Annotated in this window: 27 protein-coding genes and 1 tRNA gene; 5 read left to right on the top strand and 23 right to left on the bottom strand. The window is 41.0% G+C overall.

Annotated elements, in window-relative coordinates; translation table 11 throughout:
• Positions 1-5: 5 nt before the first annotated feature.
• The 3 genes from comGB to C6347_RS10010 all read right to left on the bottom strand — a co-directional run bounded on the left by comGB (position 6) and on the right by C6347_RS10010 (position 3,147).
• Positions 6-1,046, bottom strand: coding sequence for a competence type IV pilus assembly protein ComGB (gene comGB, locus C6347_RS10025; RefSeq protein ID WP_106071626.1), 1,041 nt, complete (start codon positions 1,044-1,046; stop codon positions 6-8).
• On the bottom strand, positions 1,027-2,097 hold the full coding sequence (gene comGA / locus C6347_RS10020; protein ID WP_060596836.1) for a competence type IV pilus ATPase ComGA: 1,071 nt from the start codon (positions 2,095-2,097) through the stop codon (positions 1,027-1,029). Before comGA ends, comGB begins: the two co-directional genes overlap by 20 nt.
• Positions 2,098-2,274: 177 nt before the next feature.
• Complete coding sequence (locus C6347_RS10010; protein ID WP_034661297.1) at positions 2,275-3,147, bottom strand: STAS domain-containing protein; 873 nt, start codon at positions 3,145-3,147, stop codon at positions 2,275-2,277.
• 98 nt (positions 3,148-3,245) lie between these two features.
• Between C6347_RS10010 and C6347_RS10005 the strand changes: the two genes are divergently transcribed.
• Positions 3,246-3,316, top strand: a tRNA-Gln gene (locus C6347_RS10005).
• 54 nt (positions 3,317-3,370) lie between these two features.
• Here C6347_RS10005 and C6347_RS10000 read toward each other — a convergent pair.
• On the bottom strand, positions 3,371-3,751 hold the full coding sequence (locus C6347_RS10000; protein ID WP_007501232.1) for a Spx/MgsR family RNA polymerase-binding regulatory protein: 381 nt from the start codon (positions 3,749-3,751) through the stop codon (positions 3,371-3,373).
• Between the two features lie 213 nt (positions 3,752-3,964).
• Between C6347_RS10000 and C6347_RS09995 the strand changes: the two genes are divergently transcribed.
• Positions 3,965-4,207: a DUF2626 domain-containing protein gene (locus C6347_RS09995; RefSeq protein ID WP_003217440.1), complete on the top strand. Its 243-nt coding sequence runs from the start codon at positions 3,965-3,967 to the stop codon at positions 4,205-4,207.
• A 48-nt stretch (positions 4,208-4,255) separates the two neighbouring features.
• Here C6347_RS09995 and C6347_RS09990 read toward each other — a convergent pair whose 3' ends face one another.
• Positions 4,256-4,894 (bottom strand): MBL fold metallo-hydrolase, encoded by a 639-nt coding sequence (locus tag C6347_RS09990; protein WP_060596838.1) that lies wholly within the window; start codon positions 4,892-4,894, stop codon positions 4,256-4,258.
• Between the two features lie 157 nt (positions 4,895-5,051).
• Here C6347_RS09990 and C6347_RS09985 point away from each other — a divergent pair, with 157 nt between their 5' ends.
• The gene (locus C6347_RS09985; protein ID WP_003217333.1) at positions 5,052-5,225 is read left to right on the top strand and encodes a DUF2759 domain-containing protein; all 174 of its coding nucleotides are present in this window, start codon (positions 5,052-5,054) and stop codon (positions 5,223-5,225) included.
• A 24-nt stretch (positions 5,226-5,249) separates the two neighbouring features.
• On the opposite strand, the gene C6347_RS09980 is transcribed toward C6347_RS09985, so the two are convergent.
• The 11 genes from C6347_RS09980 to rpmG form a co-directional block, all read right to left on the bottom strand.
• Entirely contained in the window at positions 5,250-5,564 is a 315-nt protein-coding gene (locus C6347_RS09980) for an MTH1187 family thiamine-binding protein (protein WP_106071687.1), read from the bottom strand.
• Between the two features lie 77 nt (positions 5,565-5,641).
• On the bottom strand, positions 5,642-6,895 hold the full coding sequence (locus C6347_RS09975) for an MFS transporter (RefSeq protein ID WP_060596687.1): 1,254 nt from the start codon (positions 6,893-6,895) through the stop codon (positions 5,642-5,644).
• A 155-nt stretch (positions 6,896-7,050) separates the two neighbouring features.
• Positions 7,051-8,175 carry a M14 family metallopeptidase gene (locus C6347_RS09970; RefSeq protein WP_106036862.1) on the bottom strand — a complete coding sequence of 375 codons (1,125 nt, stop codon included), beginning with the start codon at positions 8,173-8,175 and terminating at the stop codon, positions 7,051-7,053.
• 86 nt (positions 8,176-8,261) lie between these two features.
• A complete protein-coding gene (locus C6347_RS09965) occupies positions 8,262-10,181 on the bottom strand; it encodes an LTA synthase family protein (RefSeq protein ID WP_106036863.1) in 1,920 nt (639 codons plus the stop codon).
• Positions 10,182-10,395: 214 nt separating this feature from the next.
• A complete protein-coding gene (locus tag C6347_RS09960; protein ID WP_106030992.1) occupies positions 10,396-11,349 on the bottom strand; it encodes an ROK family glucokinase in 954 nt (317 codons plus the stop codon).
• 13 nt (positions 11,350-11,362) lie between these two features.
• Positions 11,363-11,566 (bottom strand): YqgQ family protein, encoded by a 204-nt coding sequence (locus C6347_RS09955; RefSeq protein WP_008342322.1) that lies wholly within the window; start codon positions 11,564-11,566, stop codon positions 11,363-11,365.
• Between the two features lie 70 nt (positions 11,567-11,636).
• Positions 11,637-13,175 carry a rhomboid family protein gene (locus tag C6347_RS09950; protein ID WP_106071625.1) on the bottom strand — a complete coding sequence of 513 codons (1,539 nt, stop codon included), beginning with the start codon at positions 13,173-13,175 and terminating at the stop codon, positions 11,637-11,639.
• An 86-nt stretch (positions 13,176-13,261) separates the two neighbouring features.
• Positions 13,262-13,435 (bottom strand): hypothetical protein, encoded by a 174-nt coding sequence (locus C6347_RS19245; protein ID WP_017367602.1) that lies wholly within the window; start codon positions 13,433-13,435, stop codon positions 13,262-13,264.
• A 100-nt stretch (positions 13,436-13,535) separates the two neighbouring features.
• Positions 13,536-13,670: a hypothetical protein gene (locus tag C6347_RS19440; protein WP_258182066.1), complete on the bottom strand. Its 135-nt coding sequence runs from the start codon at positions 13,668-13,670 to the stop codon at positions 13,536-13,538.
• 141 nt (positions 13,671-13,811) lie between these two features.
• Entirely contained in the window at positions 13,812-14,372 is a 561-nt protein-coding gene (locus C6347_RS09945) for a 5-formyltetrahydrofolate cyclo-ligase (protein WP_106071624.1), read from the bottom strand.
• A gap of 48 nt (positions 14,373-14,420) precedes the next feature.
• Positions 14,421-14,570, bottom strand: coding sequence for a 50S ribosomal protein L33 (rpmG, locus tag C6347_RS09940; protein WP_008360061.1), 150 nt, complete (start codon positions 14,568-14,570; stop codon positions 14,421-14,423).
• Between the two features lie 419 nt (positions 14,571-14,989).
• Between rpmG and C6347_RS09930 the strand changes: the two genes are divergently transcribed.
• Positions 14,990-15,337 carry a hypothetical protein gene (locus C6347_RS09930; RefSeq protein WP_003217285.1) on the top strand — a complete coding sequence of 116 codons (348 nt, stop codon included), beginning with the start codon at positions 14,990-14,992 and terminating at the stop codon, positions 15,335-15,337.
• Positions 15,334-15,825 (top strand): endolytic transglycosylase MltG, encoded by a 492-nt coding sequence (locus tag C6347_RS09925; RefSeq protein ID WP_034661306.1) that lies wholly within the window; start codon positions 15,334-15,336, stop codon positions 15,823-15,825. Before C6347_RS09930 ends, C6347_RS09925 begins: the two co-directional genes overlap by 4 nt.
• 43 nt (positions 15,826-15,868) lie before the next feature.
• Here the strand turns inward: C6347_RS09925 and pstB (C6347_RS09920) are convergent, their stop codons facing one another.
• The 7 genes from pstB (C6347_RS09920) to C6347_RS09890 form a co-directional block, all read right to left on the bottom strand.
• Entirely contained in the window at positions 15,869-16,651 is a 783-nt protein-coding gene (pstB, locus tag C6347_RS09920; protein ID WP_034661307.1) for a phosphate ABC transporter ATP-binding protein PstB, read from the bottom strand.
• Positions 16,652-16,666: 15 nt separating this feature from the next.
• On the bottom strand, positions 16,667-17,479 hold the full coding sequence (gene pstB / locus C6347_RS09915) for a phosphate ABC transporter ATP-binding protein PstB (RefSeq protein ID WP_106071623.1): 813 nt from the start codon (positions 17,477-17,479) through the stop codon (positions 16,667-16,669).
• A gap of 23 nt (positions 17,480-17,502) precedes the next feature.
• The gene (gene pstA, locus C6347_RS09910; RefSeq protein WP_003217489.1) at positions 17,503-18,387 is read right to left on the bottom strand and encodes a phosphate ABC transporter permease PstA; all 885 of its coding nucleotides are present in this window, start codon (positions 18,385-18,387) and stop codon (positions 17,503-17,505) included.
• A complete protein-coding gene (gene pstC / locus C6347_RS09905) occupies positions 18,387-19,313 on the bottom strand; it encodes a phosphate ABC transporter permease subunit PstC (protein WP_060596681.1) in 927 nt (308 codons plus the stop codon). The genes pstA and pstC overlap by 1 nt, the downstream gene beginning before the upstream one ends.
• Positions 19,314-19,392: 79 nt before the next feature.
• A complete protein-coding gene (locus C6347_RS09900) occupies positions 19,393-20,310 on the bottom strand; it encodes a phosphate ABC transporter substrate-binding protein (protein WP_034661310.1) in 918 nt (305 codons plus the stop codon).
• 214 nt (positions 20,311-20,524) lie between these two features.
• The gene (locus tag C6347_RS09895) at positions 20,525-22,660 is read right to left on the bottom strand and encodes a peptidoglycan D,D-transpeptidase FtsI family protein (RefSeq protein WP_060596704.1); all 2,136 of its coding nucleotides are present in this window, start codon (positions 22,658-22,660) and stop codon (positions 20,525-20,527) included.
• A gap of 122 nt (positions 22,661-22,782) precedes the next feature.
• Positions 22,783-24,069, bottom strand: a complete 1,287-nt coding sequence (locus C6347_RS09890; RefSeq protein ID WP_066030655.1) for an MFS transporter — start codon at positions 24,067-24,069, stop codon at positions 22,783-22,785.
• Positions 24,070-24,118 lie beyond the last annotated feature (49 nt).

Below are 24,118 nucleotides of genomic sequence, written 5' to 3'. Positions count from 1 at the left end.
CCTTCTTACACTTGCTCCATGAGTTGATACATTGGTAAAAGAATAGATAGATACACAATGAGTATAAGAAGTGCTGTCACACCATAGATAACCGGCTGCAGCCACGAAATCCATTTTTCAATTTTCAGCTCTGCATTCTCTAATAGAAATTGGCTGTACGTGTACATTTCTCTTGCAAGCATCCCGCTCGCTTCACCATGCTCGATGACGGCTGCAAAATGTTTCTCGAAAAAAGGAGACGAACTTACTTGATGTGCCATGCTTTCTCCTTTTCTTAGCTCTTCAATCATCTGTTCTGATATTTCTTGAAGAAAGGGTAAGTAGCTTTGCTGTTTAAAAGCTTGCAAGCTCTCGTACATCGATAATCCAGCTTGAAGCAGTCCGCTTAACTGAAGAGAGAAAAGGTACGTATGCATCAGCCGCATTCCTTTATATAAAAAAGGAAACCTGCTTATCACCCTCAGCTTCTCAAGGGTGGACTTTTTCCTAAAAAAGACAGCATAGTATCCGGTCAAACAGATACACACACAGCCGATGAGGAGGAGAGAAACATGCAGCAATTGAAAAAGTCCAAACATACCTTGAATCAGCCATGACATTCGGGTATCCATCGAGGAGTACAAGAGAGAAAATTGAGGAATGATCATTTGCTGAACGAGTATGAGCACGACCAAAACCGTAAAGATGAGGAAGATCGGGTAACGTAACATGCGTTTAAACGTGTCTACCTGTTTGATTTTTTTCTCTAAAAACCGCGCGCTTTGTTCAAGTGCTTGTGCTAGACTGCCATGCTTTTCGGAGAAACTTAATATGGCAATGACTTCCCGCTGAAATTGGAGTCTCTCCAGCACCACATAAAAAGGCTCCCCTTCGAGCAGCCACTGAATGCCCGGTGTTAATTGTTGCTGCTGCTCATTCGACAACTGGATATTCACCATCGTTAATGCCTCAATCACTGTATATCCAGCCTGAATCAATTGAGCAAGTTTTGATAGACATTCCGCTTGGTCCTTTTTAGACCATGCTTTAGAGGCTTGCTTCTTCATAAACCCAGCGATGATAGGTGTTTTTCGATAAATAGCCTAGTGCCACTCCTTTCCGAATTAATCTTTGCAGTGTTTCATATGACGAGTGAGCATATTCTCCTTTAGCCTCCTTGATACACTCACCTAGCTCCTTTCCGAACAGCAGTTCAAATACATTTGTTCGTCTGACCGATCGATTTAATTTACAGTAAAGCTGACATGTTTCTCCGCAAAAAGGACAGGTAAGCTCGATTAATCGCTGCGCAGCAATCGCAACCATCGTTTGTTCGAGTTCATTCATCGTGACACCAAATTCAAGCATACGATAAAGGGCTCCTTTTGCATTTTTCGCATGAAGCGTACTCATCACTAAATGGCCTGTCAGTGCTGCTCTAATTGCCGTTCGGGCCGTTTCGGCATCTCTTATTTCTCCTAGCACAATCAGATCTGGATCATGTCTTAAAATAGCACGTAATCCTGCGGCATATGTGATGCCGGCTTTTTCATTCACTTGAACCTGTAACACTTCTTCATTTCTTGTTTCCACAGGATCTTCAAGTGTAATAATATTTCGGTTGAAATTCTTTTTTGCAAACTGGATTAATGAATAAAGGGTTGTTGTTTTCCCTGAATTTGTTGGACCGGTAAATAAAATCAGCCCATGCGAATGATTCAAAAATGATAATAATCTGATGGAGGCTTTCGGAAATAGTGACAGATGTTTTATTTTTGGAACATGATCCTGCGGCAATATTCTAATCACTAAACTCTCATCATTTACAGTTGGTAAGGTAGACATCCGAATAAACACCTGGCCGCTTCTTAGCATCACAGCTAGTGACCCATTTTGCGGCCTCCTTTTTTCCCCGATATCCATGGATGATAAAAATTTAAAATGAGCAATGAGCCGCTCGCCGCTTTTTTTATCAATGGTTCGCTGCTGAATTAAATCTGAGTCTACGCGGAAAGATACCGACGCTTCCTTTTCTTTTGGAACAATATGCACATCAGATGCTCTCATGCGGCATGCTTCTTCTAGCAGCTCTTGTCCCAAATATTCAATACCATACAAATGGTTCACTCCCTTCTCTGACCATATTGTAAGTTGGAGGAACCTGTCTGACAAAAGAGCATTTTATCATTTTAACGACTAAGCATGCGAAAAAATCATCAGCTTGCGATGGAAAACGTGGTTTTTTAAAAAAGAGCATATAAAAAAACCTGACTTTTACAAGTGCAGGTTTTTTGGTCATGTGGCTTCTTGCGGCTGTTCTTCAAAAATACGAAATCCTCTTTTTTCTAAAGCTTTTGCAAGGCTGTGTTCAGTATTTACTTTTGAGAAATCAATGCCCAATTTCACGACGGTTTGAGCAATTTCTGGGCGGATGCCTGAAATAATCGTCTCGATTCCTAGAAGCTTCGCACTATCCACCACTTTAAAGAGCTGATAAGCAACCATCGTATCAACGACCGGTACGCCTGATATATCAATAAACAAATGCGTTAGACGCAGTCTTGAAGCCTGTTCTAGTACGGATTCTAGAATAATTTTGGCCCGATACGTATCAATCTCTCCGATGAGCGGCAAAATCCCAATTTCCTTTGAAACTGGAATAACAGGAGCACTCAGTTCCTGAATCATCTCTCTTTGTGCATTTAGCTGACTCAGTGTCACACGGTCGTATTCTTCTGATAAACGCTCGATCATATTATCAAACGTGGAATGAAAATGCTGATTCCACCCGCACACATCTTGGAGCGTCACTTCAAGCTCGGTTTCTAGTATGAATTTCTCGATTCTCGAACAGAAAATCTGACGGAATATCTTAAATTGTCCAATGATTTCATATAAAGGCACCTCGTGAACGGCTCGATCACGTGCAATATCAACAGACCATTTTTTTAAATGATTTTCTACTTTGTCTGACAGCGTCACAAGCGTTGCTGCAATGGTTTGAATAAACGCTGTGTTCTGTTCCTTCAGCTTCATTTCCGTTTCCTCTGAAGCATGTTTGGAATATAATGAGCCTTCTTCTGTTCTTGTTTTCAGCCATTCTTCGGTCATGACAGGGGCTTCTTTTAGGATAAATTCATATAATTGCTTAGATTTTTCATTTTTCATTTACTTCTTCCGCTCCTTTTTCACTTAAAACTAGTGACATACAACTTTTATGTATAAATGACCGCAGATGGTGAACAATATCATTACACGTTTGATATTGGGCTATAGCCAAGTGGTAAGGCAATGGACTTTGACTCCGTGATCGTTGGTTCGAACCCAGCTAGCCCAGTTCAGCACAAAAACGAAGACGGCTGAAGAATGTTTCAGCTGATCTTCGTTTTTATTAGGAAACTGATTGATGAATCGCTTTCTTTTTTGATATTTTCATGAGTTCTCCGGGATTATAGCCTACTACTAATTTATTTCCATCAATGATAATTGGCCTCCGGAGCAGTTTTGGTTTTTCAATGAGAAGCTGAAGAACCTCGTTTACTTTTAAATCATTAATATTTAAATTTAAGCTTTTAAAAGCCTGGCTTCGTGTGGCTAAAATTTCATCCATTCCTTCTGTTGTTAAGGAAAGAATCTTTTTTAATTCATCTAGGGTTGGCGTTTCTCTGAAAAGGTGACGCTCTTTAAAATCAATTTGATTCGCCTTTAGCCAATGTTTTGTTTTGCGGCAAGACGTGCAGCTCGGGTATGAATAAAAAGTAATGTCACTCATTAGTCTTCCTCCTTAGGTCGTTAACCTTTTCTCTTATGGAGTAAGTACCCTCATGTATTTCGGCATAAACACGTTTTGATCACTTTTTCAAAAAAATTTTTTCTACTTGTAAAATAAATGTTCACACGTTGTCAAAAATGTAAATGTTTACATAACAAGTGGTGATCAGCTATAATATGAATCAAAGGGGTTTTTTTAAGGGGAGGGAAAGAAATGAATCGCATGTTCCGCGTGCTTGGCTTTTGGACGGGTATTTTTGCTGTCATGTTCTATTTAGGGCATATGAAAGATGCATCGTTGCTGTTCTTCGGTCAAACCGTTCTTTTTGTATTTTTATCCTACTTGAATTTATCCGAAAGAATGTATATTTACATTTTCGGAGCGTACTTGACGATTTTCTTTGCCGGATTTACATATTATTCGATCTTCATCATGGTTCCCGGTACCGGACATTAATTGAAAAAAGCGTCTCTTTAAAAAGAGATGCTTTTTTCATACCTGTGTTTAAAGAGAAAAACCATTGATAAACGGATTTTGCTCCTGCTCTGTGAGTACAGTGGTTTCACCGCCATGTCCACTTAAAACAAGAGTTGATTCTGGTAATGACAACAATTTGTTATGAATCGATTGAAGCAGCACTTCTTGACTGCCCCCTACTAAATCTGTTCTCCCGATGCCACCTTCGAATAACGTGTCACCAGAAATCACAAATCCTTCTTCCGCCGAATAGTAAGACACACTGCCTGGTGAATGCCCAGGTGTATGGAACATCTCTAATGTAAACGATCCAATTTGAAGAGTTCCTTCTGACGTAATTAATTTTTCTGCTTCTTTGACCGTAATTCCATTCCCAATCAATCGAGCTGAACCGTTTAATTCAGCGTTCGTCAGCCATTCCTTTTCATTCTCGTGTACATAGAGTGGCACTCCCCACTCTGCACGCACCTCATCTGCCGCACCGATATGATCAAAATGAGCATGTGTCAGTAAGACAGCAAGCGGTGTGAGCTGTTTTTCTTTTATATAGGAAATCAGCTTTTGTGCTTCACCGCCTGGATCAAAGATTAAGCATTCTCCGTGCTCATTTTTCCAAATATACGCATTTGCTTGTACATAGCCTAGTGGCATTCTTCTCCAATTCATTTTCATCACCTACTTTATTCATTCTTTTTTATTATGAAGGCTACACAATAAAAATTCAAACAATCGTCAACTGGAATCTACTCGACAAGCTTTATGAAAACGGTTAAAATGAAAAGAAAGGAAATCAAGGGGATTGATGACAAAGGGGGACTTTCACATGATGCTCGTCATTATTTTTGGTCTAGTCACGATTTTAGCTGCACTCGGGATCTATCGCTCACTTAAAAAAGTGAACGTACTTGCCATCGCTTTTGCTGGCGCGACATTTTTGGTTTTTGGATGGTTTACTGTCATGACCATCATCTATAGCGGTTATCCAACCGCACATTAAAAGCCTGCAAATAGCAGGCTTTTTTTATTGATTCAAGTGCTTATTCACGCTTTCTATTTTACTTGTAAGCGTTGTGGTTTGATCCCGCCTGTCATCAATGCGGATATTGGTCGCTACGCGGTGCAATCCCTTTTCAAAAGGTGCTTCATGAATGCGCTGAATGACTTCAAATAAAACAGATAATTCACCTTCAATTAACGTATTCATTGGTGTTAATTGATAATTAATTTTCCCTCCTTTTTGAAAGCCTTCTAAAATTCTTTGTACATCTGCTACATAAGCACTGACACTTGGTGTTTCAGTACCTATTGGAATGATGGTCACATCTGCTATGGCCATGTTTCTTGCCCCTTTCCATTGAATCCTCATGTTTTCTCGTCCTCATTGTAACCTATTCACAATCAATCATGCCATGCTCACGTTGCATTTAAAGAAGGTTTGTCTCGTTCTATCGTCAAATCCGCCCTCTCTACCTTCCCAATCTTTGTGAATAGAAGCAGGCATATCCCTGACACAGCTTCAATGATGCCGCCAGCCGCAATGACATACCCAGACCCAAATAGTGTCGCCATATAGCCGCCAATGAGAGCGCCTAACGGAATCATGAAGAAGGAGATCATGTTGATAATCGCATACACTTGCGGCTGATCCTCTGCTTTTACTGACAATTGAATCATTGTATGTTCAGGCACGTTGACTGCACTGATGGCAGCCCCTAAAGCAAAGGCTGATATAAACACAAGTGGTAAAAATGCGTTCATGCCTGTGATGAAGAACGAGATTCCATCAACGATCCCGGCACCTATAAACAGCAGCCCATACCGGTTCACTTTTACCTTTGTCAAAACAAACCCCATCAAGAAGGCACCTAGTGCCGTTGTGACTTTAATAAATGAATAGATAACTGGTCCACTATGTAAATCCTCTGTTAAATAAATAACAGACAATGCTTCCCATGGTGCTGCAGCGAAGTTTGAACAGACACAAAAAATCGCCAATGGAAACAAAATATGATGCCTTTTAACAAGTGAAAATCCCCGAATTAATCTTTTGCCGTATGATAACCCTTTTTTGGCTTTATCGATGATGACTTCTGTTTCATATGTAATCATTAATACCAATAAAGCGGAGAAGAGATAAAGAGGAATGATCACAAGCATTGTATACCCTACCCCTACAAACGCAATCATGACACCACAAATCGTTACCGTCACAAGCCTGACCACATGACTTGCTGATTGGATAGTTGCATTCGCTTTTTGTATGAGGTCCTCATGGACAAGCTTTGGAATAATTGATACGGACGCCGGTTCGTAGGAGCCACCAGTCGCCGAATGAAGCAGCATACAGCCAATCACAAGTGCTAATGGCGTGAAATCATAAAAGTAACTGACCACGATCACAAGGATTATCGCTCCTCTTGTTAAATCAGCAAAACACATCCAAAATTTCAATTGATGCGGCTTCATCATTGGGGTAATCAGCGGCCCAACAATGGCTTGCGGAACAAAGCTGACCGCAATAAAAAAAGCTGTTCCAATTGCCCCTTTCCCGCCTAGTACTAAAAGCCACAAGATGGTGTTGAAAGATAAACTATCAGCTGTTATTTTGCACATTTTAGAAATAAATAAGTAAGTGAAATTCCTTTTCCACAGGCTTTGAGCACTCAATGTTCGACATCTCCCTAAAACATATCCTTTTTTTTACATCCGTACTTTTCACAATAGCTCACAAGGCGGCCTTCGTCAATTGCTCTAACATTATTTTTATTGACAATAAGAAATTGATTCACGTTCAAATGTAAAAAGCACCTGACAGGTGCTTTTTAACACTTACATGCTTCCCATAACAGCCGCTTTGTTTTCTCATAGATGGTGTCAAATTGATTCATGGAAAGAGGATTTTTTCCTAGACCAAGCTCGACTGTATAGCCCTCATTGTGAAATTGATAAATAAACCAATCGCGATAGCCTGCATAGCTGTCAAGATATCGAACCGGTTTATAGCCGCTTACTTGCTCGAATCGTTTGACCGTTTCTTTTGAGATGGCAGGTTCGTGGCCAAGAAAACCCCAGTATATCTCTTCTCCTTGTGTATGGAGAGCGATCAGCCGGTCAAAGCGTTTTCGTAACGCTAGATTTGCCATCGCTTTCGCTTCTGGTTCTGTTAACGGCTCGCGCCCTGGAAACCCCCGATTGGACGGTGCCTTAGGCTCATGACGGTAGTATTCGACCTCCCAATAAGCTGGAAATTGATTGTTCAAATCCACCCCTCGAATATTTGCTTTCCACTCCTGATAATCAGCATATCCACCATGTAGCGGTGTGAATTCTTCACTGCTGAGACCTAGCGACTCAGGTCCATTCCGAACGAGGTCTACGCCATCTGGATTCACCATTGGCACGATGGAGAGAGCTGTGGTTCGCAGAATATGAACGGCTTCATGATGTCTTGCTTGCACCGGGTCAGATGCGGCTAAACACAGCGATTTCAGCCATTTTATTAAAACAGACGTCGTGATCCATTCATTTGCATGAAAAGAGGCATTCAAATGAATAGAATGTAAATGCTGAACAGGCTCTGTTCGGATTTCATAAATAGGTGTATCAAGCACTGAATGACCTATTATGCTGATTTGAAGAAAAGGAAATGCGGCTTTCAAGCGGCTCAGCTCTTCTTCTAATTGAGCACTATCATATTCAAAGGTTCCATTGATCCAATCATCGGATTGCTGCAGCCTGTAAGGCGCAATAAATTTCTGCAGCTCACCTATGGAAGAAAATGAATGGATGCCTTCCGGAAGTCTATATCCCGGTAAAAGAAGGTGATCAGTGCTTGTTTGATTGGATAAATGAAAAGCCGCATTCCCTATCCCTAACTGTTTTGCCACATTATCCTTTCCCGCTTCATCCAGCTGCCATTCAATTTTCCCAAACGACGTTGTCTTCATTTACATCCCTCCTCTCATACTATATGAGCCGGCAGACAAAAAAAGAAAACCTCTGCATCTAAAAATAGCAGAGGTTTTCTCATATGTTAGGACGCCTTTTTCAGCTTCGTTTCATCTTCTTTTTTGGATGGAGAATGGTCCGGGCTGTTCCGGTCATAAAATCTAAGGAGATCACCGTAGATGATTTGATCAGAGAATTGGAGCTCTTGCTTTGCCTTCTCTTCATAAGACTGACAAACGGTCTCATCATCTCTTGGCTCACCCGTTTCTTTATTGTAGCAAACTCCATCTGTGAAAACACTGTCCTTCGTAATAAAGCTGCCATCACGAAGCACGGTAAAGTCATTCTTATCTTTTGATAAAAGATCATGACCAAATTGAATCTGTTTACTTGTATCAATTCCTAAAAGATTGAGTATAGTTGGACGGATATCGACTTGACCGCCTACCGTATCAATTTCTTTTGGATGTTGATCTGTGATCCCTGGAATGTGTACAACAAACGGGACTTTTTGAAGCTGCACTTCTTCAAATGGCGTAATCTCTTTATTTAAAAATTGTCCCATTGCTTCGTTATGGTTTTCTGAAATTCCATAGTGATCCCCATATAAAACAAAGATGGAATTTTCGTACAAACCTGTTTCCTTCATCTTTTCAAAGAAAATCTTCAGCGCCTCATCTTGATAACGCACTGTAGGAAAGAACTTGTTTAACGTTTTGCTCTTAGAATCATATTCATCAATGAGCTTATCTTCTTCATCTAGATCAAATGGAAAGTGATTCGTTAATGTAATCAATCTCGTATAGAAAGGCTGCGGGATCGATTTCATCAATTCCGCTGACTGTTCAAAGAACGGACCATCTTTCAAGCCCCAGCCAACTGAGTTCTCTTCATTCACATCAAATGATTTAATATCAAAAAACTTATCGTAGCCAAAGCTATCGTAGATCAGGTCACGATTCCAGAAACTTTTGTTATTCGCATGAATAACAGAAGAGTGATACCCCTCATCCTTTAACAACTCAGGTGTGGCTGTATACTCATTGCTTGGGTTTGTGAAGAACACAGCCCCTCTTCCAAGTGGATAGAGAGAGTTATCAACAATAAACTCTGAGTCCGATGTTTTCCCTTGACCTGTTTGATGATAGAAATTAGTAAAGTTGTAGCTTTTCTTGATTAGTTTGTTTAAAAATGGGGTAATTTCTTTCCCATTTAATTTTTCATTGACCACAAAGCTCTGAGTAGACTCTAGGGAGACAAGAATGACATTTCGCCCTTTCGCTTGACCAAACGTTTTTTCATTACGGTCGGTTTGATTTGCGCTTACATAGTTTTCAATTTCCGTTAAGCTATTGCTGTCGGCAAGGGCTCGTTGAGCAGACTGCTTCGATTGCAACACTCCATCATAAATATGGAAATTATATAAGCTAATATTTTTCACCAGCATCTCACGGTCAAATGAGCGAGTGAGCAGTTCTGGTCTTTCTGTTTCAGCCAAACCAAGGTTAAAGAAGAAAGTGGCTGCCACAAATAAATAATAAGCTGCTCGTTCTTTTCGTGAAATGGTGACATCCGTTCTAAAGGAAGGCTGCTTTTTATAGAGCCACATTAAAATCATAATATCAACGAACATCAGAAAATCGACTGGTTCAATTAAAGAGGTAATACTTGACCCGAGGTCACCCATATTGTTTGTTTGAAATAGGACGGGGATGGTTAGAAAGTCACTATAGAATCGATAAAACACAATGTTAGCTAACAAAATGAATGTCAGGATAAAACTCATCACGATGATATATCGATTGCGATTTTTTTCTTTCATAAATAAACCGATACCGAAGATAAACAAGAGAAAGCTAAGCGGATTAATAAACAGGATAAACTCCTGCATGAAATTTTCTATTTTAATATTAAAGCTAGATTTATAGATAACATAGGTTTTGACCCACATTAACAATGTCGCAATCAGTAAAAATGAAATCGCCTTTAATCTTTTCTTTCGCATTGTAACCTCCTTATGCTCTAAGCATGCACTCAAGTTAGGGAATACCCTAATTATTGGTGCTTCTTCAAAAATAACTAAACTATATCTTATCCTGTATGTGCTGGAAAATCAATGTCTTTTTCCTCATGACAAACTTATGAATATGCTAAACATTTCATTTCATGCCCATCTATGGCTTTTTTTAATAAAAATGACATCATGATGACTTTTTTGTTTATGACAGCCATTTGTTTTTTGCCATCCATGCACCACCGATGACTCCTGCATCGTTTCCGAGTGAAGCAATCACGACTTCGACATCATCAGCGCAAGGCGGAAATGCGTGATGTTTAACAACGCGCTCTACTTTACTGCGAAGAAGCTCCCCTGCTTTTGAAACACCGCCGCCAATGACGATTTTTGTTGGGTTTAACGCACTGGCAAGATTCGCTAAGACTAGTCCAAGATGAGTCGTCACTTCTTCTACGACACGTATGGCAAGATCATCTCCACTTTCAGCGGCCCTAAACACATCCTTTGCAGACAGCGAAGTGAGCGTGCCAAGTGAAGATGTATGCTGCTCCGTTTCTAATTTATCCTTTGCAAGCCGAACGATGCCAGTCGCAGAAGCAATGGTTTCAATACAGCCTGTTCTTCCGCAGTTACACGGTGCTCCTTGGAATGGAACGGCACAAATATGGCCAATTTCTCCGCCAGCCCCAGTCTCACCTTGAACAACTTCACCATTTACAATAATACCGCCGCCAACACCCGTGCCAAGTGTGACCATCAGGATATTTTTTGCGCCATCTCCTGCCCCCTTCCACATTTCACCGAGTGCAGCAATATTCGCATCATTTTCTATGACAGATGGAAGTCCTGTCTCTGCCTCCAGGTGATCTTTGAGTGGATAGTTTGTCCAGCCGAGATTCGTTGTTTTATAGACAATCCCAGATACTTTATCTACAGGCCCAGGTGCACCCATTCCAATCCCAATAAGCGCTGATTTTGGCATACTGATTTCGACCAGTTTGTGGTCAATTGATTTGGCAATATCGACTGTGATCGTCTGCCCTGATTTATCCGTAGGAATCTCCCACTTATGCTGAATTTCACCATATAGATTAATGAACGCAAGCTTAATTGTCGTACCGCCAAGATCAACTCCTACAAACCAATCCCCTATCATATGCCCTCCACCTTCACATTGTTTTTCGATTTAATTTGGCTAGTTCCATTTGAAGAATAGTCATTGCGTTTGACCATTCGGTCCGGTCAATAATGCCCGATGTATACATTTCCTTCAGTTCATCTGCCATAAATTCTAATTCCACTTCACGATCTCCGAAATACACATAATTTCCAAATCTCATGAGCAGCTGCTGTACATCATATAACGTTTTCATTATTTCCACCATTTCTTCTCATCAACAGATAGGATAAGCGTATTCATAAATGCGCTTTCAGTCAAGTCATTCAATGTGTTTGCGTGCTTTCAATATATTGTTTCAGTTTTAAAAATTGATCATTTTTTGGATCTTGGTCTAACCCTTTCTCGATTAGATCCTCCGCTTTCGCTGTCTCTCCTTTTTCTACGTACAACAACGATAAATGATACAGTTTATTTGGATCATCAGGATCTTTTTTAAGCGACTTTTGTAAAAATTCAATCGCTTTGTCAAGGTGGCCGAGCTGCGCTTCAGATAGTGCATATATATGGAGAGCATCAGCTGATGCATCCTTTTGGTGTACATGTTCCTCTAACCGTTTACTTGCTTCGTTATAGTTCTTCTCATCAAATAGACTTGCTGCCTCACTTACTGCCGCCGCTTCCTTTTGATCGTCTGAATGAAACCCTGTATACAGTCCAAAACTGCCAATCAACAGCAAAACAACACTAGCAACAAACATTTTGACAGGCTGCACCTGTTTAGGGAGCCGGACAGCTAAAGCGGCTAAAAAACCGCCAACCAGACCGCCAAGGTGCCCTGCGTTATCAATACCTGATACGGTGAAGCCTATCCCTAAATTGATAAGGATGATCACAATAATATTTGTCCCCATCGTTCGAAAGAATAGCTTGCGGTTAGAAATTGCTAAATATAATAGCGCACCTAAGCAGCCAAAGATCGCACCTGATGCACCGGCTGCGATGGCCGTATTAAAGACAAAGCTCGCAATGGAGCCAAAAATGCCGGAAATGAAATAGATGAGCAAAAATCTCCCTGAGCCATAAATTCTCTCAACAGCCGCTCCGACAGACCAAAGAGCAAATGTATTAAAGAGTAAGTGCGTCAAGCCAATGTGCAAAAACATTGGTGTAATGAGGCGCCACCATTCTCCATCTAAGATCAGCCCATTATTTTTAGCACCAAACGCTGTTAAAGTTGCCGTATTGGTACTTCCGCCAGATAGTTCAAGCAAAAGAAACATCACCACTTGAACAGCGATGAGCAAGTAGGTGAAAATCGGTCTGCCATTTTGAAAAACGGCCCGTTCTCGTTCACGCTGCTTTTCCTGATCATCAAATGCCTGAAGTACGTTCACTTTAAGCCGCATGACATCCTCAGCTGTGTCTCTCTTCGCCTCTTCTACATCCACTGTCAGCGAGGTGTTCAGCCATTTTTGCAGCTCGTTTACGTCGTGCTGAAGAGTGTCTGCGTTCAGTAATACAGGTGTAACCGTCACCTTTTGTTTTTTTTGCGGCTGACCGTTTAAGTCTTCCCAATCATCTACAGGATTGTCAGCTGTAAATTGGAGCTGCAAGAGATGAAGAGACCGTTTACGCATCGCCTCTCTCAGCTGATTCATCCGATACGTCTGCTCTTCGATATCTCGAACGATCTCCTGTCTAAAATTCACATCTTTTCTATATAGACGGATGAGATCATACCCTGAGTTTCGTGGTGCTTCAAAAAATATTTCATCTTCTGGATACGGACTTTGAATCATCTCGTACCCTTTTTGTCTTAATTCATCAACAACTCGCCAAAATAGACTATCTATGACATTCATTCATTCGCGCTCCATTTTTTACATTATTATAACAAGAATCGTTCTGATCCGCATTTCTGAACAAAAAAATCCCGGCTTCTGCGGGATTAGAATGCTTGGCGAATAAATTTCGTCCGAAAATATGGGATTTTCATCAGCCACTTAATAAAAAAGTGACGCACTTGATTTTGACCTAAGATCAAATTCATCAGCCGATAACGATTTTGCACGAGAACGAATGCAAACAATGTGAACACAATGCTCCAAATCATTTTATTCATCATATTCCCTCCTATGTTCGTATCGTGGCTTAAATAGGATTTGTTTATGCATGAACCATCATTTTTATCACTTTCAATGGTTCTTTTCATTAGCCGGCTTTCACAATCTAATCCCTTGTTCTTTTGATTGAATATAATAGACCTCTTCACACTCTGATTGATCATAAGAAACGTCATTATTCACTTCCTCCCACATATTACGGAAGTATCTTTTCTTTCCACGAAATTTTTTCAAAACGGACCTCCTAGCAAAATGCCATTACATGCTGGTTTTTAATCAATGTGAAATCATATTGCGTTTCACCCTACCGTACCTGCAACTCTGATGAAACGATCTCAACACAAAAAGCCCGTTCTTTGGACAATCAGCGGACTTTTACTTTTGATATAACGTACCTTTTTCACTGACAATCATAGACACCGGTATGTCGTGTGCTTCAGACGGCACATGTGTGATTTGCTGTAAAGACAGACAAAGTGCAATGGTTACACCGTGATAGTCAGCTAAGTAGCGGTCATAATAGCCGCCCCCAAATCCAATCCGGTAGCCTTTTTGATCGAAGCATACCCCAGGCACAATGATTAAATCAATGGTTTCTTTATGTACAGCTGTTGATACTTGAGGGTCTGGTTCCAATAGCCCAAAGTAGCTGGATGTCATCTTTGTTTGCGGTGTATATTCATAAAACATCATCTCTTTTGTTTTCGGAAAACAGGTAGGGATACATACTGTTTTTCCTTCTTCCCACGCTTTTTCAATCAGAGGCATTGTCGGTATCTCTTTTCCTCTAGACATTGTCAAAGCGATCGTTTTCGCCTGTTTCCATGCTGGCAGCTGCAATAAGTACTCATGAAGTAAAGCCGTGCTGCGCTCAAACTCTTCAGCGCTTATCTGATCCAGCTTGGCTAATGTTTGAAGGCGAAGCTCCTTTTTCATAAAGATCATCTCCCATCATAAAAAAACAGCAGGAAAATTCCCTGCTGCTTACTTTGTTTCACGATGTAAAGTTTGTTTTTTATCACGTGAGCAATACTTTTTGAATTCAACGCGATCTGGATTGTTTCGCTTATTCTTTTTAGTAATATAGTTACGCTCACCGCATTCAGTGCAAGCTAGAGTAATATTTACGCGCATATTTTTCCCTCCAAACTAAAATCAATTCACATTCAGACCTAACTATAATACCACTTCTAGCTTAGGAATGCTAGAATGTTTTTTCACCAATTTCATTTTGAGTGCATTCACTTACATATCGCATGGTTATGTCATGAAAAATCGTCTGCTCCCCTATAAAACCTTATCCTTTGTCGTACTGTATACATGAGACCCCTCTTCTCCGCGCCTCTTTCATTTATTTTGACAGCGAAGCAAGGTTTCATACCCGTTTTACATATAAAAAGAAAAAAGATGAAAAAAAGGTGATTTTCTTCAGCAATTCCTTTTGAAACTAGCTTTTTTATGGTATAAAAAAGAAGGGTCGAAAACTGTCTGAAACAATCTTGAAAGCCTTTTATGGCTTTCAGCATAAAAATATGAATAAAAGGTGATGAAACATGGAAATTGCAATTATCGGATTGCTTGTTGTCAGTATTGTACTGATCGCATTCTCATATTTTCAAAGAGAGCCGATTAAAGAAGTCGAGCAGGAACTTGAAACACTTCAACTATCTGCAATGCAAGAAATCTATAAACTGAAAAAGAAAATGAAAGTGCTTGAAGAAGAATTACTTGAAACAAACATCGTCGTTCGCAAGCATTCAGAAATTGATCCATCCATCGCAAGACAGATCATTTCAAAGCACCAAAATGGCATGTCTCCTGAGGCCATTGCGCGCGCTGAGCATGTATCTGTAGAAGATGTCAACATGATCATTAAAGACAACGAGAGGGTGCTTGTATGACGAAAAAAAGCATCCAAACGTTTGCAGCAGGTATGATTCTTGCAACTGGGGTTCTTGCGATTGTCTTTTTTCTCACTGGGAAAGACGAGGCAGCAGCTGATACAACAACAAAAGAAACCCTCGCACAGAAAGTAACAGACACTGACGTGAAAAACTATTTAGACTCCAAAAAAGAAGTCACTGTCAGCCGTGAAACGTACCAGCAGCTTCTTGACTATAAAGAAAAAGCGCTGAAGGCAAATGAAGACGGCGATTCTAAGAGTGATAAACAAAAGCCTAAAGGCAAATCGATCAAATTCGTGATTAAAAACGGTATGAGTACAAGTGATGTTTCAGACATGCTTGAAAAGGACGGCATCATCAACTCGTCTAAAGATTTTAATGATTACGTAATTGACGCCGGCTACCATAAAGAAATTCGTGCAGGCAAGTTCAATTTAAAAACAGGGATGACGTTCAAACAGATTGTCAAAGCCTTAACAAAATAACAACAAAAGCCCCCTGGCGGCACTGACCTCCAGGGGGCTTTTCTTATCCAAATCGACCAGATATATAATCATTCGTTCTTTGATCGTTTGGCTCAGAAAACATCACATTCGTATCATTAACCTCAACAAGCTCCCCCATTAAGAAGAATGCCGTTCGGTCTGATACCCTAGCCGCTTGCTGCATGTTATGCGTCACAATGGCAATTGTATATTTCTCTTTCAATTTCATAATCAATTCTTCAATCTTTAATGTTGAGACAGGATCAAGCGCTGATGTTGGTTCATCCATTAATAAGATGTCTGGGCTTGTGGCAATGGCTCTTGCGATACAAAGACGCTGCTGCTGACCGCCAGAAAGGCCTAGAGCGGGAGCACTTAATCGATCTTTCACTTCATCCCAAAGGGCAACATCTCGAAGCGCTTTTTCAGCGATTTCTTTCAATTGCTGCTTGCTCTTTACTCCGTGAATTCTTGGTCCGTATACGACATTATCAAAGATAGACTGAGGGAATGGATTCCCTTTTTGAAACACCATCCCGACATTTTTACGCAGCTCCACTAAATCGACACGGCCTTTTAAAATGTTGTCATCTTTATACATCATATCCCCAGTGATTTTCACACCTGGCACTGTTTTGACCATAAGATTTAACGTTTTAATAAACGTTGACTTTCCGCAGCCGGATGGGCCGATAATCGCTGTGACTTCATGCTCTCTTATAGCTAAGTCAATATGCTTCAGTGCATGATGCTGTCCATACCAAAGATTCATATCATTCACACGAAACACTTCTTTTTTTGCTGTTTCAGTTGCTACTGCATTCATCAAAATCCACCCGCCTTATCCAAATCGACCATTGATATAGTCTTCTGTTTTTTGCTGCGCAGGACGTGTAAAGATACGTTCTGTGGCATCATATTCCACTAGATCTCCGCTTAAGAAAAAGGCCGTACGATCTGATACACGGAGCGCTTGCTGCATGTTGTGTGTCACAATGACGATTGAATAATCATTTTTCAATTCCCCTAATAGTTCTTCAATTTTCGCATTTGAGATGGGGTCTAGGGCAGAAGCCGGTTCATCTAATAACAGAACACTAGGTTTCATCGCAAGTGTACGTGCAATACAAAGGCGCTGCTGCTGACCGCCTGACAATGACAAAGCAGATCTGTGCAAACGATCTTTGACCTCATCCCATAGCGCCGCCTTTGTTAAGCTTTCCTCAACCGCATCATCAAGCACAGATTTTCTTTTTTCCCCGGCATACTTTAACGCATGGGTGATGTTATTGTAGATCGATTTAGGAAATGGATTTGGCTTTTGGAAGACCATGCCGATTTCTCTTCTTAAATTCACCACATTAATGCGGTCATCCAAAATATTTAACCCTTCGTACATGATCGCCCCTTCACTTCTCGCACCTGGAATTAAGTCGTTCATGCGGTTAATGCTGCGTAAAAAGGTAGACTTACCGCAGCCAGATGGGCCGATTAATGCGGTAATCGCATTCTTCTCGATCTCGAATGAAATGTGATTGACCGCTCTTTTTTCACCATAATAAATGCTTAAATCCTGCACCTGTAAAATCTGTTCCGCTTGAAGTGGAGCCTTTTTCGCTGCAATCTCTTTTTTTTCTGCCAGCATTTGAACCATATCCCCTTCACACCTCTCTCACATTATTTTGACGTAAGCTTTTTATGAATAAATGAACCAAGCCATCTAGCTGCTAAGTTGAACAATAAGACTGAAAGCACAAGTACGGCTGATGCACCATTTGCAATGGCTTCTGCATCTGGAATGATTCCTTGTGTATTGACGTTCCATATATGAACGGCTAATGTTTCAGCCGGTCTAAAAACATTCAGCGGTGACGTATCAGAAAAAGGACTCCAGTTTGTGAAATCAAGGCGCGGTGTTGAGAGACCTGCTGTAAAAAGAAGGGCAGCCGCCTCACCAAAGACTCTTCCTGATGCTAAAATCGCACCGGTGATAATAGACGGGAGCGCACCTGGAATAAGAACCGTCTTGACTGTATGCCACTTCGTTACACCAAGCGCAAGTGATGCTTCCTTTTGATCCTTCGGTACAGAGCGCAGTGCATCTTCTGTCACCCTGACCATCACCGGCAGGTTAAACACAGTGAGCGCCAGAGCTCCTCCAATGATCGTATAGCCCCAGCCTGTTAAATTCACAAACATGAGTAAACCAAACATCCCAATGACGATAGACGGAAGTGAAGACAGCACTTCAATACATGTACGAATAAAATCTGTGACTTTGTTTTGAGGTGCATACTCTGCCATATACACTCCCCCGCCGACGCCAAGCGGGACTGTGATCAGCATCGTAATAAACAAAATATAAAACGAGTTAAACAGCTGATCCCTGATGCCGCCGCCAGAGCCAATCGCACTTGAGCGGGTTGTCAAAAAGTCGAAATTTAATTCTTTTGCACCGTTGAAAATGATATAAGAAAACAAACCAACGAGAATCGCCGTAATAATGGCAGCACATAATCCAAATATAAATGTGGCAAAACGATCGGTCATTTTGCTATTCATTAAATCTTCCTCCTAGACGACAAGTATCTGATAATGAGTATGAACATAAATGATACAACTAGAAGGACAAGTCCCATTGACCAAAGTGTATTGTTCTCAACACTTCCATACGTTGTGTGACCCATGTTTAACGTAATAATGGTTGTTAATGTACCAGCTGTATCCATAATGCTCTCTGGTAAATTACGCGTGTTTCCAATGACCATCTGTACAGCAAGGGCTTCTCCAAATGCTCTAGCCATGCCGAGCACGACCGCTGTCATTAATGTTGGCAGAGCTGCCGGGACAAGCACACGTCTAATCGTTTGCCATCTTGTTGCGCCTAGTGCATACGATCCCTCACGTAAACTTTTTGGTAGTGAAGCCATTGCATCAGTCGCAATGGATGTAACGGTTGGCAGGATCATAATAGACAGGACAATCGTTCCTGCTAGCACGCTATGTCCTGAGCCGCTTGACTTGAAATGTCCGATAAACGGCACCAATACTGTAAGACCTATGAATCCGTAAACAACGGATGGAATCCCTACAAGCAATTCAATGACTGGCTGGAGGATTTTACGTCCCCAAGCAGGTGCAATTTCTGTCATAAAGATGGCGCCTGCGATGCCTAGCGGCGCTGCAATGAGTGCCGATAGGAGCGTGACGGCGATTGATCCAAAGATAAACGGAAATGCACCGTACTGCGGGTTTTCTGCTGTTGGGTTCCAATTGATACTGGTTAAGAACTCAATTGGGCTTACACCATTTACGATGAAAGATTGTAAACCCTTAATGCCAAGGAAGATGGTAATGGCGATTGATACAGCAATCATTAAGAATGCGCAGAATCTCACCAAAATACTTCCTCTTACTTCATCCATTTGCCTATTTTTCTTCGAGCTGATCAGTCGATCGCTCGCTTCTGTATGTTCTATCTGCTTCATCTTTTTCTACACTCCTATGAATGTCATAAAAGGAAAAGTGAAAAGCTCCACTTTTCCTTCATCAGCAATTCAAGACCTCTTACTTATCTGTTTGTTTGCCTGTTGCGTCTCTTTCTACTTTCATATTAGAAACTGAGATGTAACCTTGGTCTTTGACGATTTCTTTTTGTACTTCATCACTCATGAGGTAATCTAAGAATTGTTTTGCTAGACCATCCGGCTCACCTTTTGTATAAGAATGCTCGTAAGCCCAAATTGTATATTTACCGCTTTCTACATTGCTTTCTTCCGGTTTCACACCATCAATGCTAAGCGGTGTAATTTTGTCATCTGTTAAATAAGAGAATGCTAGGTATCCAATCGCACCTGGTGTTTCTGCAATCAGTTTTTTCACTGTGTTTGAAGAATCTTCTGTGATTCCTTCTGCAGGTGTTGCACCATCAAGTGCATACTTCACAAATGTTGCACGAGTTCCTGAAGAGTCAGGTCTGTTCACAAGAGTGATTTTTTGGTCTTTCCCGCCAAGCTCTTTCCAGTTTTTGATTTTACCAGTGAAGATTTTTTTCAATTCGTCCTTTGTGATGTCTTTGACACCCACTTCAGGGTTTACAGCTGCGGCCATTCCAACAACTGCTACTTTGTGGTCTGTTAAAGCTTTTGCGTCGATTCCGTCTTTCTCTTCTGCGAATACATCTGAGTTACCAATTTGTACAGATCCTTCTGACACTTGAGAAAGTCCAGTTCCTGAACCGCCGGCTTGCACTTGAATATCGGCTTTTGGATGTTTATCCATGAATTTTTCTGCTGCCGCAAGAACTAAAGGCTGCATCGCAGATGATCCTGAGATGGTAATGGAACCTGATGCCTCATCTTTGTTTGAAGCATTTCCTTTACTGTCTTTTGAATCTCCGCTTGAGCTGCTGTTTCCGCATGCTGTGACGAATGCTAACAATGCGATAGTAAGGAAAGTAAGCAGCCATAATTTGTTCTTTTTCATTTCAAGAATACCCCCTGAATAATTTGTCCTACGAGTAATACATTAAAGGTTCTTTATTAATTTCGTTTAAATGGAATGTTAAGGTTTTGTAAATGTCGAAGTTTTGTAGAATTCTTGCGATGTTTTTTATGCATTTTGTCAATTTATCTCGAATAATTTGAAGAAAACGTAAAAAAACGCCCACAAAAAGTGAGCGTTTTTACCTAGAAAAGGTCTAGTCATTTGTTTCTGCTTCATTTTCAATTTTATTTTTGTTCTTCGCTTGTGTATCATTGCTTTCCTGTTTTGATTTCAGCTCAAAGTACTTGTCTAGTACTTGTTCACCGATATCATTTGTAATTGGATAGCGCTGATTGTAGTCTTGATACACCCACGGTACAACGACGGAAATGGCCACTTCTGGATTATCAGCAGGCGCATACGCAACAAGAGTGGTGTTATACGTCGGTGTGCCGCGTTTGCTTTTAATTGGGCCGTCATAGAATGATTGAGCGGTCCCTGTTTTGCCAGCCGGGTTGTATTTTTTGTTGCCAAAGTTCGAATAGGCTGTCCCTCGTGGGTTCTGCATAACAAGCTTGAAGCCTTGCTGAACACGCTTGATCTCATCACTCGTCATGTCTAGCTTATTCAATACGTCCGGTTTGACGGATTCTGTCACAGCACCAATGCCGCGCTGCGGATCTGGCTCTCTCACTTCTTTAACAAGCTGCGGACGTAAACGATATCCGCCATTGGCAACTGTTGAAACGTATTGCGCCATTTGCAGCGGTGTAAACGTATCATACTGTCCAATTGCATAGTCAAGCAGGAGACCAGATTGTGTAGACGTTCCACGGTAGCCTGTCGCTTCGTTTGGCAGGTCAATCCCTGTTTTGACCCCAAGACCAAATTTACTGAAATTATAGCGGAATGTATCAAAAGCTTTCGGATCGATTGGGAGCGGCTGGTTCTTACGATACTCCCCTTTTCCAACGGCAATCGCTGTTTTAAACATATACACGTTAGATGAACGCTCGAGTGCCGTTAAATCATTAATGAGTCCCATATTTTGATAGGATTTCTTGGGCGGTGACTGCGCGATATACAGCGGTTCATCGTACTGGGTACTTCCTATGTGAAGCACGCCTGTTTTATATCCCGTCAGTACAGTTGCCCCTTTGACAGCTGAGCCCATCGCATAAGATGATGTCATCGTTCCTAATGCGTAGTCATCAAATTTGTATTTTCCGTTTTTGTTTGAAATCTGTTTCCCCGCAACTGAGAGAACCTCTCCATTTCTCGGGTCCATCATGACAACAAACGCGCGATCAAGAAGCTCTGTTCCGCCTCTTTGTTTCGCACTTCTCAAATTCTTTTCAACGATTTTTTCAACCGCTTTTTGCAGCTGAATATCAATGGTGAGCACAAGATCTTTCCCGCTCTTTCCTTCTGTTAGCACTTTAGAGCTTGTCACATTGCCCTCTTTATCAGTTGTGCTCTGTTCTTTTTCCTTTTGGCCTTGCAGGACATCTTCATATTGATATTCTAGATAGCTTTTTCCTACACGGTCATTTCGGCTGTAGCCGAGCGATAAATAATGTTCAAGAAGTGACTGCGGAAGCCCTTCATCACTTGAGGATACACTGCCGAGCATACTGCGGAGCAGTCCTTTATACGGGTAGCTGCGTGACCAGTCTGTCGTGACATCCACACCTGGCAGCTCGTCCAAATGCTCAGAGACGTAAGCAATTTCGCTTGGCTTCACATCTTCATTTTTAATGAATTGAGGCGTAAGTGCATAGCCTGCATCCATTTGTCTTTTAATCGCAAGCACTTGCAAGTCTTTTTTCGTCAGTTGATTTAATTCCTTGTCCGTGATGCGTTTTAGTTGTAGCTCATATAGTTTATCATCAGAGACCTTATCGTCACCCTTTAATTCCGATTCCTTTTGAACAAGCTTTTTCGCTTCATTCGGATGCGTTAAGATCCAGAAATCTTTTTTGTCACGATCTGTGATTTTTTTCGTACTCACATGAATCATATCCGCTAATTTTGTTGCCACTTTGAGCCGCTCTTCTTGTGAAGTTGTCGAGGTTCTCGTATATGTAATGGCATTTAGCGCTTTATTGCTGACAATCGTATTATAGTTTCGATCGTAAATTTTTCCGCGCGGAGCAGATGAGCTGACATTCACATCTTCTTGTTTTTCTGCCTGCTTTTTATAATCTTCTCCATTGACAATTTGTACAAATCCGAGTCTCACAACAACACCGGTAAAAATAATAAACGCAGCTAAAAATAGTAAATTCAGCCGGAGTGGAAGTGTTTTGCGCCCTTCCTTTGCGTCTTTTTTGTTTTTCTTGTTTCTCATCACATCACCTTTTCTATCAAGAAAGAAATGGCACCCCTTTTTGTGTATAAAAGGTGCCATCATCATTTTAGCGGTTTTTCTATTATTTATCTAGAAATTTGATGTTCCATTGGTAAGAAATTTTACCTTTCTCCCTTAATAAGGTTCGTGTGAGAAACTGGCTTTTGACCGTCAGTCTCTTTCATATCAGCTGTTTTTTCTTTTAAATGAATATCTTTTACAAAATAATAAATGAGTGTGTGTCCCGCTCCAAGCACAACAAGAGAAGCAGGAATTCCGAGCTCATCACCTAGTAAGGTGACAGACAGAAGAAACAACACAATGGAACAAATACGGCCAGCATTTAAAAACAGCTCTCTGACCACAATATATTCAATTCGGGCTTTCCTTGCATACCTTGCATGACCGATGACATCGTATGTTAAGGATACATATGGAACAAGCAGAAGCGGGTATCCTATCGCAATGGCTACCGCATACATGAGAAGTGATACATAGGACAAGTGAAAGACGATTAAGAACAAGGCGCCGTATAAAATCAGCCCGCCAAGCATAATGGCTTTCTTTCGCCACTTTTTCTTAATCAAACGTGTAGCGAAGAAATAAGCGAAAAAGGCAACACCGGAGTTCACTAAACCAAACGTCCCGAGAGCAAGCTCACTGTTTGTTGCGATAAACACAAAGACACTGATTAAGAAGACAAAGACCCCTTCACGAAGCCCTTGAAAAAAGTGAGCTGTTGTAATCTTACGCCAATTCTCGTCGGCATGGCGTTCTTTCCATATTTGCTTGATGATAAATTTCCCTTTTGACTGCCTTCTCTTGAGGAAAAAGCTCATAACAACCGCCAGTGAAAACAAAAAAAGCGATAACGTGAAAATCACCGTATAGCCTGTATCATCCGTTAATTGAGAAATGACAATCCCCGCAATGAGAGGACCGATCATGCCAGCAGTAGATGACAGCACTCCGAGAAACCCATTAAAGAAATCTCTTGTTTCAGGCTCAGTGATCTCAAAGGTAAGTACGTTAAAAGCAAGCCAGTAAAAACCATAGCCGATCCCAAGGACACTCCCTAATAAAACAAGCCGCGTGGCCGCTTGCTCTCCTGCCATTAAGACAATTAAGTAAAAAGCGGCTAAAAAGATAACGCCGAAACGAAGGACAAACGCCCGGTCTATTTTTTTAGCGAGCCGGCCTGCGAATAAAAATGTAATGGGCTGAAGCACAACAATAGCCAGATTGTAAATTGCAAGATCCGTGAATTTCCCAGACTGTTTCCATAAATACACGTTTACAAACGTATTTGAAAGCGCAATGGCAAGTGCGTATAATCCGCCAATCGTGAGGAGGAGCATTAAATCTCTTGTAACATCCATGTCCCCGAACATTTTCTTTAATCTGCTCATATATTTCATTCTCCTTTTCTACACAATAGTCTGTCTCATCAAAAGGCAG

Source organism: Bacillus sp. NMTD17, assembly GCF_002998735.1.
Taxonomy (GTDB): Bacteria; Bacillota; Bacilli; order Bacillales; family Bacillaceae; genus Bacillus.
Note: the sequence above shows the minus strand (reverse complement) of the source record. Positions and strands in the feature narration are given on the sequence as shown.

Excerpts from the sequence above, each read along its gene's own strand:
- comGB (WP_106071626.1), bottom strand. The coding sequence starts at position 1,046 with ATGAAGAAGCAAGCCTCTAAAGCATGGTCTAAAAAGGACCAAGCGGAA.
- C6347_RS10010 (WP_034661297.1), bottom strand. The coding sequence starts at position 3,147 with ATGAAAAATGAAAAATCTAAGCAATTATATGAATTTATCCTAAAAGAA.
- C6347_RS10000 (WP_007501232.1), bottom strand. The coding sequence starts at position 3,751 with ATGAGTGACATTACTTTTTATTCATACCCGAGCTGCACGTCTTGCCGC.
- C6347_RS09995 (WP_003217440.1), top strand. The coding sequence starts at position 3,965 with ATGAATCGCATGTTCCGCGTGCTTGGCTTTTGGACGGGTATTTTTGCT.
- C6347_RS09990 (WP_060596838.1), bottom strand. The coding sequence starts at position 4,894 with ATGAATTGGAGAAGAATGCCACTAGGCTATGTACAAGCAAATGCGTAT.
- C6347_RS09985 (WP_003217333.1), top strand. The coding sequence starts at position 5,052 with ATGATGCTCGTCATTATTTTTGGTCTAGTCACGATTTTAGCTGCACTC.
- C6347_RS09980 (WP_106071687.1), bottom strand. The coding sequence starts at position 5,564 with ATGGCCATAGCAGATGTGACCATCATTCCAATAGGTACTGAAACACCA.
- C6347_RS09970 (WP_106036862.1), bottom strand. The coding sequence starts at position 8,175 with ATGAAGACAACGTCGTTTGGGAAAATTGAATGGCAGCTGGATGAAGCG.
- C6347_RS09965 (WP_106036863.1), bottom strand. The coding sequence starts at position 10,181 with ATGCGAAAGAAAAGATTAAAGGCGATTTCATTTTTACTGATTGCGACA.
- C6347_RS09960 (WP_106030992.1), bottom strand. The coding sequence starts at position 11,349 with ATGATAGGGGATTGGTTTGTAGGAGTTGATCTTGGCGGTACGACAATT.
- C6347_RS09955 (WP_008342322.1), bottom strand. The coding sequence starts at position 11,566 with ATGAAAACGTTATATGATGTACAGCAGCTGCTCATGAGATTTGGAAAT.
- C6347_RS09950 (WP_106071625.1), bottom strand. The coding sequence starts at position 13,175 with ATGAATGTCATAGATAGTCTATTTTGGCGAGTTGTTGATGAATTAAGA.
- C6347_RS19245 (WP_017367602.1), bottom strand. The coding sequence starts at position 13,435 with ATGAATAAAATGATTTGGAGCATTGTGTTCACATTGTTTGCATTCGTT.
- C6347_RS09945 (WP_106071624.1), bottom strand. The coding sequence starts at position 14,372 with ATGAAAAAGGAGCTTCGCCTTCAAACATTAGCCAAGCTGGATCAGATA.
- rpmG (WP_008360061.1), bottom strand. The coding sequence starts at position 14,570 with ATGCGCGTAAATATTACTCTAGCTTGCACTGAATGCGGTGAGCGTAAC.
- C6347_RS09930 (WP_003217285.1), top strand. The coding sequence starts at position 14,990 with ATGGAAATTGCAATTATCGGATTGCTTGTTGTCAGTATTGTACTGATC.
- C6347_RS09925 (WP_034661306.1), top strand. The coding sequence starts at position 15,334 with ATGACGAAAAAAAGCATCCAAACGTTTGCAGCAGGTATGATTCTTGCA.
- pstB (WP_034661307.1), bottom strand. The coding sequence starts at position 16,651 with ATGAATGCAGTAGCAACTGAAACAGCAAAAAAAGAAGTGTTTCGTGTG.
- pstB (WP_106071623.1), bottom strand. The coding sequence starts at position 17,479 with ATGGTTCAAATGCTGGCAGAAAAAAAAGAGATTGCAGCGAAAAAGGCT.
- pstA (WP_003217489.1), bottom strand. The coding sequence starts at position 18,387 with ATGAATAGCAAAATGACCGATCGTTTTGCCACATTTATATTTGGATTA.
- pstC (WP_060596681.1), bottom strand. The coding sequence starts at position 19,313 with ATGAAGCAGATAGAACATACAGAAGCGAGCGATCGACTGATCAGCTCG.
- C6347_RS09900 (WP_034661310.1), bottom strand. The coding sequence starts at position 20,310 with ATGAAAAAGAACAAATTATGGCTGCTTACTTTCCTTACTATCGCATTG.
- C6347_RS09895 (WP_060596704.1), bottom strand. The coding sequence starts at position 22,660 with ATGAGAAACAAGAAAAACAAAAAAGACGCAAAGGAAGGGCGCAAAACA.
- C6347_RS09890 (WP_066030655.1), bottom strand. The coding sequence starts at position 24,069 with ATGAGCAGATTAAAGAAAATGTTCGGGGACATGGATGTTACAAGAGAT.